Annotated in this window: 17 protein-coding genes; 6 read left to right on the top strand and 11 right to left on the bottom strand. The window is 58.1% G+C overall.

The window, feature by feature from the left end; genetic code table 11:
• The 3 genes from L0H65_RS03680 to L0H65_RS03690 all read left to right on the top strand — a co-directional run.
• A partial coding sequence (locus L0H65_RS03680; protein WP_301457480.1) for a glutathione S-transferase family protein occupies positions 1–507 on the top strand: 507 nt, incomplete at its 5' end.
• Positions 508–554: 47 nt separating this feature from the next.
• Positions 555–992, top strand: a complete 438-nt coding sequence (locus L0H65_RS03685; RefSeq protein WP_301457481.1) for a VOC family protein — start codon at positions 555–557, stop codon at positions 990–992.
• Positions 989–1471 carry a VOC family protein gene (locus L0H65_RS03690; RefSeq protein WP_301457482.1) on the top strand — a complete coding sequence of 161 codons (483 nt, stop codon included), beginning with the start codon at positions 989–991 and terminating at the stop codon, positions 1469–1471. The genes L0H65_RS03685 and L0H65_RS03690 overlap by 4 nt, the downstream gene beginning before the upstream one ends.
• 92 nt (positions 1472–1563) lie before the next feature.
• On the opposite strand, the gene L0H65_RS03695 is transcribed toward L0H65_RS03690, so the two are convergent.
• The 8 genes from L0H65_RS03695 to L0H65_RS03730 all read right to left on the bottom strand — a co-directional run bounded on the left by L0H65_RS03695 (position 1564) and on the right by L0H65_RS03730 (position 10854).
• Positions 1564–2649: a C45 family peptidase gene (locus L0H65_RS03695; protein WP_301457483.1), complete on the bottom strand. Its 1086-nt coding sequence runs from the start codon at positions 2647–2649 to the stop codon at positions 1564–1566.
• 15 nt (positions 2650–2664) lie between these two features.
• Positions 2665–3762, bottom strand: coding sequence for a P1 family peptidase (locus tag L0H65_RS03700; RefSeq protein WP_301457484.1), 1098 nt, complete (start codon positions 3760–3762; stop codon positions 2665–2667).
• Positions 3759–4691: a MurR/RpiR family transcriptional regulator gene (locus L0H65_RS03705; protein WP_301457485.1), complete on the bottom strand. Its 933-nt coding sequence runs from the start codon at positions 4689–4691 to the stop codon at positions 3759–3761. Before L0H65_RS03705 ends, L0H65_RS03700 begins: the two co-directional genes overlap by 4 nt.
• Complete coding sequence (locus L0H65_RS03710) at positions 4688–6292, bottom strand: ABC transporter ATP-binding protein (RefSeq protein ID WP_301457486.1); 1605 nt, start codon at positions 6290–6292, stop codon at positions 4688–4690. Before L0H65_RS03710 ends, L0H65_RS03705 begins: the two co-directional genes overlap by 4 nt.
• Positions 6289–7077 carry an ABC transporter permease gene (locus L0H65_RS03715; RefSeq protein ID WP_301457487.1) on the bottom strand — a complete coding sequence of 263 codons (789 nt, stop codon included), beginning with the start codon at positions 7075–7077 and terminating at the stop codon, positions 6289–6291. Before L0H65_RS03715 ends, L0H65_RS03710 begins: the two co-directional genes overlap by 4 nt.
• 11 nt (positions 7078–7088) lie before the next feature.
• Complete coding sequence (locus L0H65_RS03720; protein WP_301457488.1) at positions 7089–8027, bottom strand: ABC transporter permease; 939 nt, start codon at positions 8025–8027, stop codon at positions 7089–7091.
• A 70-nt stretch (positions 8028–8097) separates the two neighbouring features.
• The gene (locus L0H65_RS03725; protein ID WP_301457489.1) at positions 8098–9597 is read right to left on the bottom strand and encodes an ABC transporter substrate-binding protein; all 1500 of its coding nucleotides are present in this window, start codon (positions 9595–9597) and stop codon (positions 8098–8100) included.
• A 129-nt stretch (positions 9598–9726) separates the two neighbouring features.
• Positions 9727–10854: a pyridoxal phosphate-dependent aminotransferase gene (locus L0H65_RS03730; RefSeq protein WP_301457490.1), complete on the bottom strand. Its 1128-nt coding sequence runs from the start codon at positions 10852–10854 to the stop codon at positions 9727–9729.
• A gap of 25 nt (positions 10855–10879) precedes the next feature.
• On the opposite strand from L0H65_RS03730, the gene L0H65_RS03735 reads away from it, so the two are divergent.
• On the top strand, positions 10880–11638 hold the full coding sequence (locus L0H65_RS03735; RefSeq protein WP_301457491.1) for an MBL fold metallo-hydrolase: 759 nt from the start codon (positions 10880–10882) through the stop codon (positions 11636–11638).
• Between the two features lie 24 nt (positions 11639–11662).
• On the opposite strand, the gene L0H65_RS03740 is transcribed toward L0H65_RS03735, so the two are convergent.
• Genes L0H65_RS03740 through L0H65_RS03750 form a run of 3 tightly spaced genes read right to left on the bottom strand, consistent with a single transcriptional unit; the run spans position 11663 to position 13935 of the window.
• Positions 11663–12385, bottom strand: a complete 723-nt coding sequence (locus L0H65_RS03740; protein WP_301457492.1) for an SDR family NAD(P)-dependent oxidoreductase — start codon at positions 12383–12385, stop codon at positions 11663–11665.
• 37 nt (positions 12386–12422) lie between these two features.
• A complete protein-coding gene (locus tag L0H65_RS03745) occupies positions 12423–13097 on the bottom strand; it encodes an amino acid ABC transporter permease (RefSeq protein WP_301457493.1) in 675 nt (224 codons plus the stop codon).
• Positions 13098–13155: 58 nt separating this feature from the next.
• Positions 13156–13935 (bottom strand): ABC transporter substrate-binding protein, encoded by a 780-nt coding sequence (locus L0H65_RS03750; protein WP_301457494.1) that lies wholly within the window; start codon positions 13933–13935, stop codon positions 13156–13158.
• A 486-nt stretch (positions 13936–14421) separates the two neighbouring features.
• Here L0H65_RS03750 and ugpB point away from each other — a divergent pair, with 486 nt between their 5' ends.
• The gene (gene ugpB / locus L0H65_RS03755; RefSeq protein ID WP_301457495.1) at positions 14422–15729 is read left to right on the top strand and encodes a sn-glycerol-3-phosphate ABC transporter substrate-binding protein UgpB; all 1308 of its coding nucleotides are present in this window, start codon (positions 14422–14424) and stop codon (positions 15727–15729) included.
• 43 nt (positions 15730–15772) lie between these two features.
• The coding region (locus tag L0H65_RS03760; RefSeq protein ID WP_301457496.1) for an ABC transporter permease subunit at positions 15773–16454 on the top strand (682 nt) is incomplete at its 3' end.

A 16454-nucleotide genomic window follows, 5' to 3' on the forward strand; every position in this document is an offset into this window, starting at 1 on the left:
GCGCATCTGGCTATTCAACCGTTTGGACAAATTCCAACGCTTGAAGACGGTGATCTGTCGCTGTTTGAATCTGGCGCGATCATATTCCACATCGCCAATACTCATATGGGTCTGCTTCCTGTTGATCCGACTGCGCGTTATCGTGCGGTCAACTGGATGTTTGCCGCGCTCAGCACCATTGAGCCGCCGATCCTTGAACTCTCCTCCGCCAAATTCGCGGAAGGCGACAAGCCGTGGACCGAAGCGCGCTTGCCGCTTATCAAGGACCGCTTGCGCGTTCGAATGAACCAGCTTTCTGTGCATCTTGGCGATGCCGAATGGCTGGATGGCCGGTTCAGCGCGGGGGATTTGATGGTGATAGACGTGCTGCGCAGAGTGGCGGCATCGGGGCTGTTGTCAGAGTTTCCGAATCTCGCGGCCTATGTTGCCCGAGGCGAGGCACGACCGGCGTTCAAACGCGCGTTCGCCGCGCAACTCGCCTTTTTCAACCGGACGGCAACCGAGTAACCATAACGGCCGAACAGACACTTTCAACATCAAGGGAGACATTCGAAATGGAACCAACAATCTACCTCTTCTTCAAAGGCAATTGCTTTGAGGCGATGACCCATTATGCCGAGGTTCTTGGCGGACAGATCAACGGTGTTTTTCGCAACCGTGACATACCTGATATGGAAAGTCGCATGCCCGGCGGCGACGATTTAGTAATGAATATGGCGATGACTTTGGGCCGCGCCACCGTCATGGCCTCTGACAGCCCCGAGATGTATTATGAAAAACCGCAGGGCTTTCGCATATCCATCTCACCAACCTCGCGCGCCGAATTCGACCGTATCCATGCAGCACTGGCCGGGTCAACGGAATTGGCCCCAGATGAAATGGCCCCCGCCGAGACATTCTGGGCGGAACGGTTTGCAATGTTCACCGACACATACGGCACCCCCTGGATGCTCAACTTTGAAGGTAACAAAGGACAAGGAACACCGGCATGAGCCACCTTGTCACCTGTCTGTGGTTTGACCACGGCGAAGCGAAAAAGGCGGCGGAGTTTTACGCCGCCACCTTTCCCGACAGCCATGTAGACAAAGTTAACGCCGCCGCTGCGGATTTTCCCGGTGGAAAGGAAGGGGTGGAGCTGACTGTTGAGTTCACGCTGTTGGGCCGCGCCTTTCTGGGTCTGAATGGCGGTCCGGTGTTCAGACCGAACGAAGCTGTCAGCTTTATGGTGAAGACCAACGATCAGGCAGAAACCGACCGCTACTGGAACGCCGTTGTGAACAATGGCGGCAAGGAGAGTGAATGCGGCTGGTGCAAGGACCGCTGGGGGTTTTCGTGGCAGATCACGCCGAAACGGCTGCTGGAATTGACCACGGGCCCCGACCGCGCCAAAGCCAAGCGGGCCATGGAGGCGATGCTGACCATGCGGAAAATTGACATCGCCGCGGTAGAGGCGGCAGCAAAAGGGCGTTAAGGCAATAGAAAAGCACTATCGCAGTTTTCGCGAGCCTGTTGATCACGCGCCCCACGCAAGGCGGTGCTGATCACCCCTCGGCCGCATTTGACTCAATTGGTTATGGATTTCTGCGAAAAAGTTAGCGCGTGCCATGATGCGCCGTCCTCAACCCCTTGTCGCATGCGGATACCAGGTAGCTCCGTCATTTCATAAAGGACCGAAGCAAAGGTACTCGACCGTCCCTTCGCTGCGGCGCGCATACAAATCGGCGCGTCCCGATCATCAAACAGTGCTTGCACATCGGCGGCGGAGTTGATCGCGCGGGGATGTGATGTCAGCCAATCAAGCCGGGTGATGGAGCTTTCTGTAAACCCCGCCCGGTCCAGCCGCGCCAGCGCCGCCGCGTCGATATCCTTGCTGACTAGCGGGTGATTGGTGTGCAGCAAAGTGCCATCCTTCCGCGCGGGCACGGTGGCGCAGGAATTTGCGGAACACTCAAACGATGAGATGCCATCCTGCGTCACGAGAGCGTAATGCTGCCCACTGGCGTGACCGACCTTGCGTAAGCGCGCCGATGCTTCTGCCCGGTTGCTGGCCCCGAGCGCGTGCCGCATCGCAAAGGCAACAGGCAAACCATCCGTCGCGTGATGCAGCATCAGCAAGGTGTTTACGCCGATTGCAAGCCCCGCCGCGTTGGCCCCCGTCAGGCCGATCAGACCAGCCGCGCTCAACACAATGGTTTCCGGAATATCCGGGCCGCCAAGCCGCAGCGCGACTTGTGAACCTTCCATAAACAGCGGCAGGTCCATATTCTGCGCCAGCACATGCCCGCCGTCGACCGGCGCCGCAATCAGGCTGCATCCCGGTGGTGGTGCATCAGGTGCGGCGTCATACCACCATTGTTCATCCATCAGATTATAGGCCGCGATCCGGGGCAATGGCTGCCCTGACCCAGCGGCGATCCCGATGAGTTCGGCATAAAGATCCGGTGTTTCCGTTTGAACCCGTTGGATCAGCGCGGTGCTGTTCAGGAACCTGTCGCAATAGGCGTCGATGTTTCGCGGCGCGCGCGCGCCCAAGCCCGCTATCGTTGCGTGTTCCCAGACGACAAGCGCGTCTGCAATCCGTTCGCGCAGGCTTTCGCCGTGGCTTTGCCCGCGTTCTGTCGGCGATCCGAAGCAATCCGTCAATTCCATCCTTTGCCCTTTCATTCAGGTCCGGCGATAGGCGCGGATCACTTCCATCAGTCGTTGATGGTCGATGGCACGCACAACCTTGCCCTTCGGCTTCACCGCTATCCGGTCGGTGGCGGCGATCATCGCATTCACCACCGCTTCTTCTGTAGCCTGAACCGCTGCGGCAAACAGCGGGTCAAGGTGGGTGTCTTTCAGCGCCTCCAGCAGCATGATGTCGGGTGCATACCACGGGTTCTTCTGCGGGTTGGCGGTGCTGAAGGCCAAAAAGATATCTCCCGACGAATGGCCGCCCTTGGTGCCGTTGCGCCCGATACCAAGACCGCCACGCCGCGCCAGCCGGTCCAGTTGATGCGGCAAAAGCGGCGCGTCTGTCGCAATCACCACGATGATCGAGCCAAGATCGGAAGGCGCCACCAGATCATCGCGCATCAATCGCCCGACCGGCACGCCCGAAATTTCCAGCCAGTCGCGGGTGCCATGATTGGCCTGAACCAACACACCAAGATCATAGGATTTGCCCGCAATTTCCACCCGGCGCGACGCGGTGCCGGTGCCGCCTTTGAATTCGTAGGTGATCATCCCGGTGCCGCCGCCTACATTGCCTTCGCTGACAGGCCCGGTCGCCGCTGTGTTCAGCGATTGCAACGCATGGGCCTCGGTCACGCCGCGCGCGTTGATATCATTCAGCGCCCCGTCATAGGTTTCGCCGACCACCGGCAAGCACCACATATGATCCTTTGCAAACACCTCCGGGTAACGGGCGATCATCCAGCCAACGGTTGCATGGCTGACAATCCCGACGCTGTGCGAGTTGGTCAGCATCACGGGCCCCATGAACCAGCCCAAATCCTTGATGTGATGCGAACCGGTAAGCTCACCGTTGCCGTTGAACGAATGGATCCCGGCCCAGACCGGCTCAATGTCGCCGCTGGCCCCGCGTGGGATAATTGCGGTCACTCCGGTACATAATCCGTTGTGGACGCCGGCAATCGGGTCTTCGATCACCGTCGAAAATCCAACCGTGATCCCGGCCACATCGGTGATTGCGTTCAGGGGGCCGGGTGTTCCGTCAAACTGCAAGCCGATATCGCGGGCGCGCGGAGATTTGGTCATTTTTCGTCGTCTTTCCGATCAGGGGTCGCGATGGGACGCATCTTGTTTCCCGGCTCGTATGAGAACGGGTCAAAATGCGCAGACAATTCGCGCATGGCCTGCAAACGCTTTTGCGCCGCTGGTCCGACCCGCGCCGTAATACCATTCAAAAACAGTCCCAACAACGACGATATGCCCGAAATACTGTCCAGAAACGCTTTAGTCGAGGTGTTAACCGTCAGCACATGCGGCGTGTATTGCCGGGGCCAGGCGCTATAGCGGTCCGTGATCATGATCAGAGGAATATCGCGGCGCAGGCACATATCGGCGATCTTCACTGCGTCATGCGCGTAGGGCACGACCTCAATCATGACCACGCAGCTTCTTGCCGGGTTCTCAATAAACAATTCTGACCAATTTCCGCTGCGGCCCTCCGCGAAGCGCACACCGGGCCGGACGTATTTGAGCCGGGTGGCGAAATCCGCAGCCATGCCTTTGACCGCCTGAAACCCGGTAACATTGACCACATCGGCCTTTGCCACCACATCAAGCGCCGCGCGCCAAGGGTCCGTCGTGGCCAGATGATAAACCTCGGCAATCGCATTCAACTCCATCTGCAATTGCGCATCGAGTTCCGACCCGGTGCCCGCGGGAATCGCAATCCGGCTGGCGCTGGGGCTGCTTGCATCGTCACCGCTGCTGCGGAATTCGCTGTTCACCGCCGATTTGAACGCCTTGAAATTCACATAGCCGAGCCGCCGCACAAACCGCCCCACCGTCATTTCGCTGACCCCTGCACCGCCTGCCAGATCAGCAGCGGTTTCAAACGGCAGGTTGTCGAAATTGCGCTGAACCCATAACGCAACCTCACTTTCCGCCTTTGACAGATTGCGGGCATGCTTTACCCGGTCGCGGGCGGTGTCTTGCGGTGCGGTACTTCCATCCTTCATGCGGCATCCCCGTGCAAATGCGGAATCGCGTCGATCAACGCGCGGGTATAGGCCTGTTGCGGAGCGTCAAACACCGATGCTGTTGGACCCGCTTCAACAATCTCACCTGCGCGCATCACGATAACCGAATTGCACAGCCGCCGGATCACGGCCAGATCATGGCTGATAAAAACCATTGTCAAACCCCGCTCTTTTTGCAGTTTCAGCAGCAGGTCCATCACCTGCGCCTGAAGCGTCACGTCCAGCGCCGATGTCACCTCATCCGCGATCAACACACGCGGATTGAACGCCAGCGCCCGCGCAATAGCGACCCGCTGGCACTGACCGCCCGAAAGCTGGCCGGGCAGGCGTTTGGCCAGATCAGGCGCAAGATCAACCTGCGCCATCAACTCAGCGACACGCCGCAACACTTCCGCCGCCGGGCAAAGCCGATGCCGGCGCAAGGGTTCGGCAATCGCCGCCTGCACCGTCAAACGTGGGCTGAGCGCCTCATACGGATGCTGATAGATCAGTTGCACATCGCGCAGATAGGCCACGCGACCGCGCCCCGAAGGATCGGCGGGCGCACCGTCGAACAACACCTCGCCCTTATGCGGTTTGACCAACCCGACCAGCGACCGTGCCAGTGTTGTCTTGCCTGACCCGCTTTCGCCGACAATCCCCAGGGTCTCCCCCGGTCGAACCACAAAATCGGCGTGTTTCACCGCAACAAAGCCGCCTTCCCGCCCGGTCAACACATCCGCCAGCGACTTACCGCCATAACGGATCTGGATACCCTGCGCCTCCAGCAGCGGCGCACCCTGCGAAACCGCTGCCACTTGCCGTGAGGCCAATCGGTCGGGGTGCGAGGCGATCAACTGTTTGGTATACTCATGCTGTGGTGCGTCGATCACCCGCGTCACCGGCCCGCGTTCCACCAGTTTTGCCCGGCGCATCACCAACAGATCATCGCAGACCCGCGCCACCGCGCCCAGATCGTGACTGACGAAAATCATCGACAGATTCTGCTCTCGTCGCAGTTGCGCCAACAGGTCCAGCACGCTTTTCTGCACCGTTGCATCCAGCGCTGTTGTCGGCTCATCCGCCAACAGCAAATCCGGCTGGCAGGCCAATGCCCCCGCGATCATCGCGCGTTGTTTCATCCCACCCGAAAGCTGGTGCGGATATGCGCGCGCGCATCTGTCTGGATCGGGTATTCGCACAACGTCCAGCAGGCGCAGCACTTCTTCCCACACAGCGCGGCCTTTTAGGTCCGTGTGCTCGACCAAGGCTTCAGCCACCTGTTCGCCAATCCGCATCAGCGGGTCGAGATGCGACGCCGGGCTTTGAAAGATCATCGCAATGCGTTTGCCCCGAATGGTGTTCAACTCCGGCTCTGACAGATTGAGCAGGTCACGCCCTTCAAATTCGACGCTGCCAGAAATGTTTGTCGCGGGCGGCAACAACCGCATCAAAGCCCGACAAGTCACCGATTTGCCCGAACCGCTTTCACCGACAATCCCGAGTGCCGCCCCCCGCGCCAGATCGAACGTCACCCCATCAACCGCCACGGTCTGACCGAAGCGCACCGACAGATCACAGACTTTCAGCAGCGGGGTCATCGCTCAATCCTCAACATCCGGGCCAGGCCGTCGCCGATCAGCGCGAAGCCGACCCCGATCAACACCATCGCCAGGCCGGGGAAAAAGCTGATCCACCAAGCGGTTGAAATATAGCTTTGGCCCTCGGCAATCATCACACCCCATTCGGCGGCGGGCGGTGAAACCCCCATACCCAGAAAGCCGAGCGCTGCGCCGAACAGGATAACCAGTGTCACATCTGTCATCACATAGACCACAATCGGCGACAGCGCGTTGGGCAGGATATGGCGCAACAAGATATACCGATGCGAAAAGCCCATCGTCCGCGCGGCCAGCACGAATTCGGCCTGCCGCAGCACCATCGCTTCTGATCGGGCGAGCCGCGCGTAACCGACCCAACCGACCAGCGCCAGCGCGATGAAGTAATTCTCGATCCCCGGCCCCAATACGGCGACAATGGACAAAACCAGCACGAAGAACGGGAACGGCACCGTAATGTCAACGAGCCGCATCGCGATTGTATCAACCCAGCCGCCGAAATAGCCCGCCGTCAACCCGACCGTCATCCCGATGACCAGCGGTGCAATAACCCCCAGCAGCCCGATATAGAGCGCCAGTCGCGAACCATACACCACACGGCTATAGGTATCGCGCCCCACGTTGTCGGTTCCGAACCAATGCGCTGCCCCCGGAGGCTTCAGGGTGGCGACAAAATCAATAGCGTAGGGGTCATGCGTGGCAAGCCATGGCGCGACCAAAGCAATCAGGCACCAGACCAGCACCAGCGCAAGTCCGGTGACAAACATCGGTGAAACCCTCATGGCGTCACCCGCGGATCAATCAACGCCGACACGACATCAACTGCCAGCATCACCAGGATCGTCGTCATGGCAAAGACCAGTGTTGCCCCCTGCACCACGAAATAATCCCGCGCGAGGATACTCTCCACCATCAGTTTCCCCATGCCCGGCACCGCATAGACCGTTTCAACAATCACAGACCCGCCAAGCAGATAGGCGACGATCACGGCAAACAGGTTCAGTGTCGGAAGGATCGAATTCGGCAGGATGTGCTTGCGGAAAATTTGCCGCTCACCCAAGCCTTTCGCCATGCCGGTCAGCACATAGTCGCGGTTCATCTCGTCCAGCAGCGCCGAGCGCAGGGTTCGCACAAGGATCGGCACCACCCAGATCATCGTCGACAAAGCGGGCAGGAACAGGTGCAGGAAATGCGCCGGTATCGTCGCCCCGAAACCGCTCACCGGGAACCAGCCAAGCGTCACTCCAAAGAACCGCGCCAGTAGCAGCGCCAGCCAGAACACCGGCACCGCAAGCCCCAACACCCCCAGCAATCGAATGATCTGGTCGGCAGGCCCGTTCTGCCGTTTGGCCGACCAGACCGACAAGGCGAACACCGGCGGCAAAGTCAAGACGATGGTATAAAGCACCAGAAACAGCGTGACCGGGTAATGCTGCGCGATCAGTTGCGACACCGGCACCCGGTAGCGCAATGACTTCCCCAGATCACCCGTCGCCAGATTCGTGATGTATTTGAGATATTGCACATGGATCGGCGCATCCAATCCATATTGGTCGCGCAAGGCGGCAACGGTTTCGGGCGAGGCATGATCGCCGACCAAAAGACGGATCGGATCCCCCGGTGTCGCGACCATCAGCGCGAACGTGATGATGCTGACACCGAAAAGGACCGGGACGGCCTGAAGCAGCCGCATGGTGATGAAGCGAAATAGGTTCACAGAGACACCCTGTCTGCCGGGGTTGGACGGGCGGCCCGCCGCGACGCGGGCGGCCTCGCGGCGGTGGCGATCAGCCGCCCGTCAGCTCGGCATCTTCCAGCGTCCATTGCAGCGCCGGAGTCAGGGACAAGCCTTTGACATGATCCGAATAGCCGTTGGAATAGGGCGCGTAATACAGCGGGATTTGTGGCAGATCATCGACGGTGATCTGCTGGATCTTGCTGTAAAGCGCACCGCGTTTGGTCGGGTCTTGTTCCCGCAGGGCTTCTTCGGTCAGTTTATCAACTTCCGGGTTGTCATAGTTGGTATAGAAGGATTTGCTGCCGCAGGTGCCGCAAAGTGCCCAGCGGACCGCCAGATCGGGGTCTTCGGTTTCATTGTAATACCATGTCGTCGTGGCTTCAAACTCACCGCTGGTCAGGTTCGACCAAAACAGACCCACATCAACCTGCTCAACATTGGTTTTGAACCCGACAGCATCCCATTGCGCCTTGAGCAAGGTCGCTGTCTGCGCATAGGACGGGACAATCATCATATTTATCTCGGTGCCAAGCAGACCAGCATCTTCCAACAGTTTACGCGCGCCTGCGGGATCATAGGCGGGCGGGCTGACGTTCTTGTCATAATAGTTCAGTGCATTGGGCAATGTGCTATTGGCGACGGTCGCATGACCCAGTGTAACCGCATTGGTGATCGCTGCGCGGTCGAGCGCCATGGCCGCCGCCTTGCGCACGATAGGATTGTCGAACGGTGGTTTGGCAAGGTTTGGCAGTACCAGATAAAGCACCGTTGACGGCTCAAGCTTTACCGACACATTCGGGCTGTTGTTCACCTCATCAATCTGCGGCCATGGAACGTGGCGATCCACGTCAATCTCACCGGCCATCAGCATTGTCGCACGGGCGTTGTCGTCGCTGACTTCGATCAGATCGACGGTCTTGATCTTCGGCAACCCTTCGCGCCAGTAATTCGGGTTCGCAGCCAGCGTCAAACGGTCATTCGGTTTCCACTCCTTGACCATATAGGGGCCAGAAGCGACAGGATTAACGGTAAACGCCTCCTCGCCGCGCTTTTCCACATCGGCTTTGCTGACAATACCGGCGTTGAAAATCTCAAGATTGGAAAGCATCGGCGCGCTGGGATAGTCCAGCATCATTTTCACGGTATCCGCATCAACGGCCGTAACCTCTTTTATCGGCGCAAAACCAGCCGGGTAGGCGGAGCTTTTGTCTTTCGCCACCCGCAGCAGGCTGAACGCCACATCATCCGCCGTGATATCGCTGCCGTCGGAAAACTTCGAGGGCCGCAATTCAAACGTATAGGTCAGCCCGTCCGGCGAAATGTCCCAGCTTTGCGCCAGACCCGGTTTGAACGTGCCATCGTGGTCCTTGCGGACCAGATGCGTATAAAGCTGGCCATAGGCTTCGATATTCCCGGCGGCGGCGGTCGCAATCGGATCGAGCGAAGTCACTTTACTGCCCGATGCGATCCGAAGCGTATCCTGCGCCGCGAGTGGTGTGCCGCATAGCAGAACTGCCATCGTGGCAGCCACGATTCCATTCATGTGCATAGAAATTCCTCCTGTCAGATTCCCTGTGACAAAATGTTAGCAAAATATCATGCGTTGGTGGAAGTGTTATTTTATCTTCATGTCGTGATTGATCCGAGGCCGAAATCTGACGCGCCAAAGATCAACCCGTCATCTGCGCCTGTCGGCAAGGGCTTGCGCCACCCGGTTCAACCGGTTTTGCAAATTCACCTGCGCCCCGCCACCGACGCCCAGCCGGATATGGCTGGGCTGGTCATAGGCGCTGCCGGGCAAAAGGAAGGTGCGGTAAGGCTCCGCCAGCAAGACGCGGGCGAACGCATCGCTGTCGATGCCTGTCGGAAGGCGGCCAAGCCCGATCAGGCCCGCGCGGGGCGTGACCCAACTCAACCCGTCTTGCTTTGCAACCCATTGGTTCATCTGCGCAAGATTGGCAGCGCCTTCGCGACGGGCCTTTTCCATGGCTTGCTTGTACCGCTCCGGTCGAAGCGCAACTTCGGCAATCACTTCGCCCATGATGTTCATGATCTCGGATGAATTTTCACGCAGGATCACCGCATCCATCACCAGACCGGGATCAGGGCAGATCAGCCAACCTGTGCGCAACCCCTGAAGGCCAAGGGCTTTGCTGACGGACCCCGTGGTAATGCCGCGCGCATAGAGCCCTGCCACCGAAGGCGCGCGTGGGCCATCCCATTCGAGGCCCGCATAAACCTCATCAACCAACAGCCACGCACCCACTTTGTCGGCAATCTTCACAAGGTCGGCCACGTCGCCAGCACTCAGCAGATCACCCGTCGGGTTGTTCGGGTTCGTCACAAAAATCAGTTTCGTCCGGGGGGTGACCTTTGATGCCAGCACATCCAGCGGCAGATGCCAATTGTCGGTTTCCTGCCGCGTGACCTTGATGACATCTGCGCCAATGGCACGCGCCAAAACCTCCGCCTGCGGCCAGCCGGGGGTTTCGATGACAATCTCATCGCCGGGCTGCAAAAGCTGCATGATCGCAAGGTAATTCGCCTCGGCTGCGCCGGCGGTGATCAGCACATCTTCGATTTTGCAAACTGACCGAAGCCCCGCTTGACTCAGCACATGATCGCGCAATTCGGGCAAGCCGCGAAAATCGCGACCGTTCCAATCCAACACCAGATCAGGGTCCAGATCAGCCAGAAACGCGCCCAGTTTCGGGGACTCGGCAAGCGAAAAGCCGACAATCGCTTCCGGGGCCGCATCAGTCGTTTCCAGCAAATACTGAAACAGCGTGTGTATCTTGACTTTCATCGCCTATCTCCCCCACATTCCGGATATGAATAGCCAAATAGCGCTCAAGGGCAAACCCAAACGCTTTGCGATGCTGGATTATGGTCTGTTCGAGGTCCATGCAGGCCCGCGAACGATTGGCATATGCGGCGCGGTGGTGGAAACGGACGCGGGCGAAGTTGTCCTGATCGACACGGGTTTCCCGGAAAAATACGCGCATGACCCCGAAGCTGCAACGATTGAGGACGCATTGGGCAGCTTTGGCCGGGTGCTGTCGATTACGCCCGAAAACATGCCAAAGCCGCAACTGGCCAAACTCGGCCTGACACCCGCCGACATTACCCTGATGATCCAAAGCCATACCCATATTGACCATCTGGGCCATATGGGCGGCTTTCCCGGAGTGCCGATCCTGATCGCTGCGGCAGAGCGCGCCTTGCCCCGCCCGCTGTATTGGTCCGGCAAGCAGCCGATGGAATGGCCGGATGCCGACTATCATATGGTGACCGAAGACTTCGTGCTTGGCCCGGATTTCGAGGTGCTGTTCTGTCCGGGCCACGCGCCGGGCCAGCTTGCATTCATGCTGCGCCTGCCTGAAACTGGCTGGCTGCTGTTCACCTCTGACGCGATCAGCCGTGCGTCAGAAATCGACGAGAGGTTCGCCGGATCATGGGATGAAGCGCAAGCGATCCATCACGGCGCGCGTCTGATGGAACTGGCGCGCGAGCGAGACGCCACCGTCATCTACGGGCACAGTCCGCAACAATGGCCGGGGCTGAAGAAAGCGCCGGAATGGTTCACCTGAGCCGGATTGACCCGCAACAACAGGTCAGCGCACATCCCGCCCCTGGTTCAGGATGATGACATTCCCGCTTGATATATCCCCAGCGGATGAGATCAGAAAGCCAACCCATGCCGCAATTTCGCTTGCCTGCATCGCCCGGCCATGTGGCATCTGGGCGATGGCCTTGGCCAGAACCTCTTTGCTCAACACACCAAAAAGCGGCGTCTCCGTCATGGCAGGCGCAATCGAATTGACCGAAATCTTGTCGCGGGCAAACCGCCGCGCCAGATCCTTCGTCAGGTTATCCAAGGCCGCCTTGGACGCGCGATAATGCGGCGGGTCGAACACGTCGAAATTATAGGCACCGTTGGAGGAGATGTTGACGATCTTGCGCACACCGTCCCGGCCCAGCATCAACTTGATTGCAGCCTGACAGCAGTGAAACGCCGCCGAGAAGTTCAGTGCCATCTGACGCTCAAACTCCTCCGCCGGAATGTTCGGAAACTCCGACATGAAACAGGTGCCGGCGTTGTTCACCAAGGCATCAACGCCGCCGTGTTCCTTGCCGATTTGGGCGAAGCTGTCGGCAATTGCCTCAACCTTCATCAGATCGGTCGGCATCGCTTGAAACCCGGCCTGTTGCATGTCCGCCAACCCGTCCGCATTCACGTCAAGGCCAATGACATGCATCCCGTCACCAATCAACCGCGCGACAATCGCCCGCCCCATGCCTCCGGCGGCACCGGTTACCACTGCAATCCTTGTCATCGCCGCACTCCTCAAAACCGTTGCGCCATCGGCACCGTCAATGTTTCCCTTGATTCCGATATCGGTTCTCAAGAATAGACACGGCCCGCACCGCAGGCAGCAGCACGATAAGATACATCAGGGCCGCCGCTATCAACGGCGATGGGTTGGCCGTCAGCGCCTGCGCATCTGTTGCCTGTTTCAGCAGGTCCGGCATTGCCACGACCGACGCCAATGATGTGTCCTTTGCAATCGCTACCGCGTTTGACGTATGTGGCGGGATCGCGATTTTCAGCGCTTGCGGCAGGATAACCTTGTAAATCGTTACATAGAACGGCAGGCCCAACGCATCGGCCGCTTCAGTCTGCCCGTCGGGAACCGCTTGAATCCCGGCACGAAACACCTCGGCGGTGAAGCTGGAAAACACCAGCCCCAACGCGACAGCTGCCGCCACGAAGGACGACAGCCGGATGCCGACAAAGGGCAGTGCGTAGTAGATCAGCACCAGCAACACCAATATCGGGATTGCGCGGAACAGATCGACATAGGCAATTGCCAACCAACGGAACGGCTTTATTGCGTAAAGCCGGACGAGGCAGATCGCCACCCCGACAAAGCCGCCGAAAATAATGACAGTCAGCGCCAGAGCAACCGTGTTGAAGACGCCTTTGATGAGCATCGGATAAATCCGCATCACCACGTCCCAGTTGAGGAATGTGTCAACGAAATTCATGTGCACGGCCCCTGGATTCTGACTGTCACGTTATCGGTCGCGATTGGCAACTTCGCCCTCATTCAGCTTTGGGAATCGGCAGAACCGTGGTGGAGGAAGTCCCTTCCACCGGCGCAACCTTGAGCCATTTTTCGTAGATTTTCGCCAGTGTCCCATCTTTCTTGATTTCGGAAATGGCGTTGTTCACGCGCTCCAGATTGGGTGACCCTTTGGGCAACATGATGCCAAAGGATTCACCCGTCTTGATCCGCTCGACAACTTTGATGCCTTTCATCTGCTCGGCTGCATATTCAAAGCCAAGGATGTCTCCGATAGCGCCAGCAACGCGGCCGTTGGACGTATCAAGCAGCAAACCTTGTTGATCGCTGTAAGATTTATACTCTCCAAATCCCTTGTCCGCTGTGTTTTCGCTGATCCACTTTTCGCCGACCGACGACGCGAGGGCACCAACCGGCTTGCCTTTCATCCCGTCAAGATTGGTGACTTCACCATTCGTCAAAAGGCCCAGGTCACTGTCATAGTAGCCTTGGGTGAAATCCTGATTTTGCAAACGCTCTTGGGTGATCGTAATCGACGAAATCGCCATGTCGATCCGGCCCGATGCAGTGGCAGCGAACAGCGCCTGAAAACCCAGATCCGAAATCGCAAGATCGGCACCGAGGCGTTTGGCAATCTCCTTGACCAGATCAACCTCGAACCCTTCGAATTCGCTTTTCTCGTTCTTGAATTCCCATGGCGGGTTGGATGGGTAGGCACCAACCTGCAAGGTTTCGGCGAAAACCGTGGGGGTCGTCATCGCCAAGACAAGCGCGGAGGCGGCAATAAGGCGTATCATCATTCTTTTCTCCATGTTGAGGGCGCAGGTAAAACGCGAGTCATCCTGCATCTGCTGTTCTGAAGGATTTTTAGTCGTATTCTTTCGGGATGGATACATAATTATTAACAAAGTTGCGGCACAGCGCGCTGTCGTCCCGCAGGAGTTTCCGGCGCGGTTTCGCCCCGTTCGTGCCAGTCGGCCAATCAGGCACCTGTGTTGTCCGATCAAATCCGTTCGCCCGGAACCTGTAAAAGGCAAGCCTTTCCAAACGCAAAGGCACAGGACCGTCCGTTGCGCCGCGCCGAGACAAGGGTTGATTTGGTGAAGGAAGCGGCTTGCCAGAAAAGTTCTGTTGGTATCTATTGATTGAACCTGGAACCTGAAACAAACTCGGGGCGAAAGAGAAGTGGCACGCACTACATTGACAGAATACCGCGCGGCGCTGTTGCCGAAGGGTCTGATCTTGCAGATGTGCGCCGCGTGAATCGCCCCACCTGGGAGGATACGATGAACAAAGCGACATTCCTTGCTACCTGTGTTGGTGCTTTCACCATTCCCGCAGTTGCGGCGCAGGCGCAGACCGAGATCAGTTGGTGGCACGCCATGACCGGCGCGAATTCGGAGGTGGTCGAAAAGATTGCCAGCGATTTCAACGCAAGCCAGTCAGATTACAAGCTGATGCCGGTGTTCAAGGGCACATACCCCGAAACGCTGAACGCAGGAATTGCCGCGTATCGCGCCGGGCAAGCTCCGGATATCATTCAGGTTTTTGACGTTGGTACCGGCGTGATGATGGCTGCGGAAGGCGCTGTCAAACCTGTGGCGGACGTTCTGACCGATGCCGGGATGACCTTTGATAAATCGGCATATCTGCCCGGAATCGTTGCCTATTACTCCAAGCCTGACGGCACCATGCTGTCCTTCCCCTATAATTCCTCCTCGCCCATTACATATTACAACAAGGACGTTTTCAAGAAAGCGGGACTTGATGAAAACACGCCCCCCAAAACCTGGAATGAGGTTTGGGACATGGCCAAAAAGATCAAGGACTCCGGTGCGGCCCCGTGCGGGTATACCTCAACCTGGCTGACCTGGATCCACCTGGAAAACTTTGCAGCCTGGAACAACGTGCCTTACGCGACACAGGAAAACGGGTTGTTGCCGGGTGCCGTGCCAGAGTTGGAAATCAACGCACCGATCTATGTGAACCATTTTCAGAAGATCGCTGATCTGGCCAAGGATGGCACGTTCAAATACGGCGGCCGCACTTCGGAAGCCAAGCAAACCTTCCTGTCGGGCGAATGTGGCATCCTGACCGAAAGCTCGGGCGGGTTGGGCGATATCGTGAAATCCGGGATGAATTATGGCATCGGGCAACTGCCTTACGACACCGATGGCAAAGGCCCGCAAAACACCATTCCGGGCGGCGCGTCGCTCTGGGTCATGGGTGGCAAGTCGGATGAGACTTATAAGGGCGTTGCGGCCTTTTTCACCTATTTGTCAGATGTCAAAGTGCAGGAATATCTGCACCAGACCTCGGGCTATCTGCCTGTGACGATGGAAGCGTATGAGGCCACCAAGGCAAGTGGCTTCTATGACAAGAACCCCGGACGTGAGACGCCGATTACCCAGATGATGGGCAAGGCGCCGACCGAAAACTCCAAAGGGGTGCGTCTGGTTAACTTGCCGCAGATCCGCGACATCGAGAATGAAGAGTTCGAAAAGATGCTGGCCGGGGACCAGACTGCGCAACAGGCATTGGATAACGCCGTGTCGCGTGGGAATGCTGCGATCAAGGACGCAATGGGTCAGTGACCCATTTCCGGCCGCCCCTTGATCGGGGCGGTCGGATTTTCTTATGAATCGCTCAACCTTTCCCCACCGTTTTTTGCCTTGGCTGCTGGTCGCCCCGCAGTTGGCAATTTCATTGGTCTTTTTCTACTGGCCGGCGTTTCAGGCCATGTGGCAATCAACCCTGCGGGAAGACCCGTTTGGCTTGCGATCTAGATTCGTCGGGCTTGCCAATTTCAAGCGGGTGCTCGCCGATCCGGCTTATCTCAATTCAATTCAGGTCACGATTTTCTTTTCAATCGCAACGGCGTTTTTGTCGATGTCGATTGCGCTATTGCTTGCGGTGCAGGCCGAAAAGGTGCTGCGCGGCAAGGCGTTTTACCGCACGCTGATGATCTGGCCCTATGCGGTGGCCCCGGCGATTGCGGGGATGTTGTGGTTGTTCATGTTCAACCCGTCTTTTGGCACCTTGGCGTGGCCACTAAAACAAATGGGCCTGCACTGGGATCCACTGCTGGATGGAAAACAGGCGATGGGGTTGGTGATCGTGGCGGCAAGCTGGAAGCAAATCAGCTATAACTTCCTGTTCTTTGTCGCCGGATTGCAGGCGGTTCCAAAATCCCTGATCGAGGCCGCGGCGATTGACGGTGCGGGGTCGGCGCGGCGGTTCTGGACCATTGTTTTCCCACTGCTCGCCCCCACCACGTTCTTTTTGCTGGTGGTGAATTCTGTCTATGCGCTGTTCGACA

The sequence above is a fragment of the Pseudorhodobacter sp. genome (assembly GCF_030452865.1).
In the GTDB taxonomy this organism is placed as follows: domain Bacteria; phylum Pseudomonadota; class Alphaproteobacteria; order Rhodobacterales; family Rhodobacteraceae; genus Pseudorhodobacter.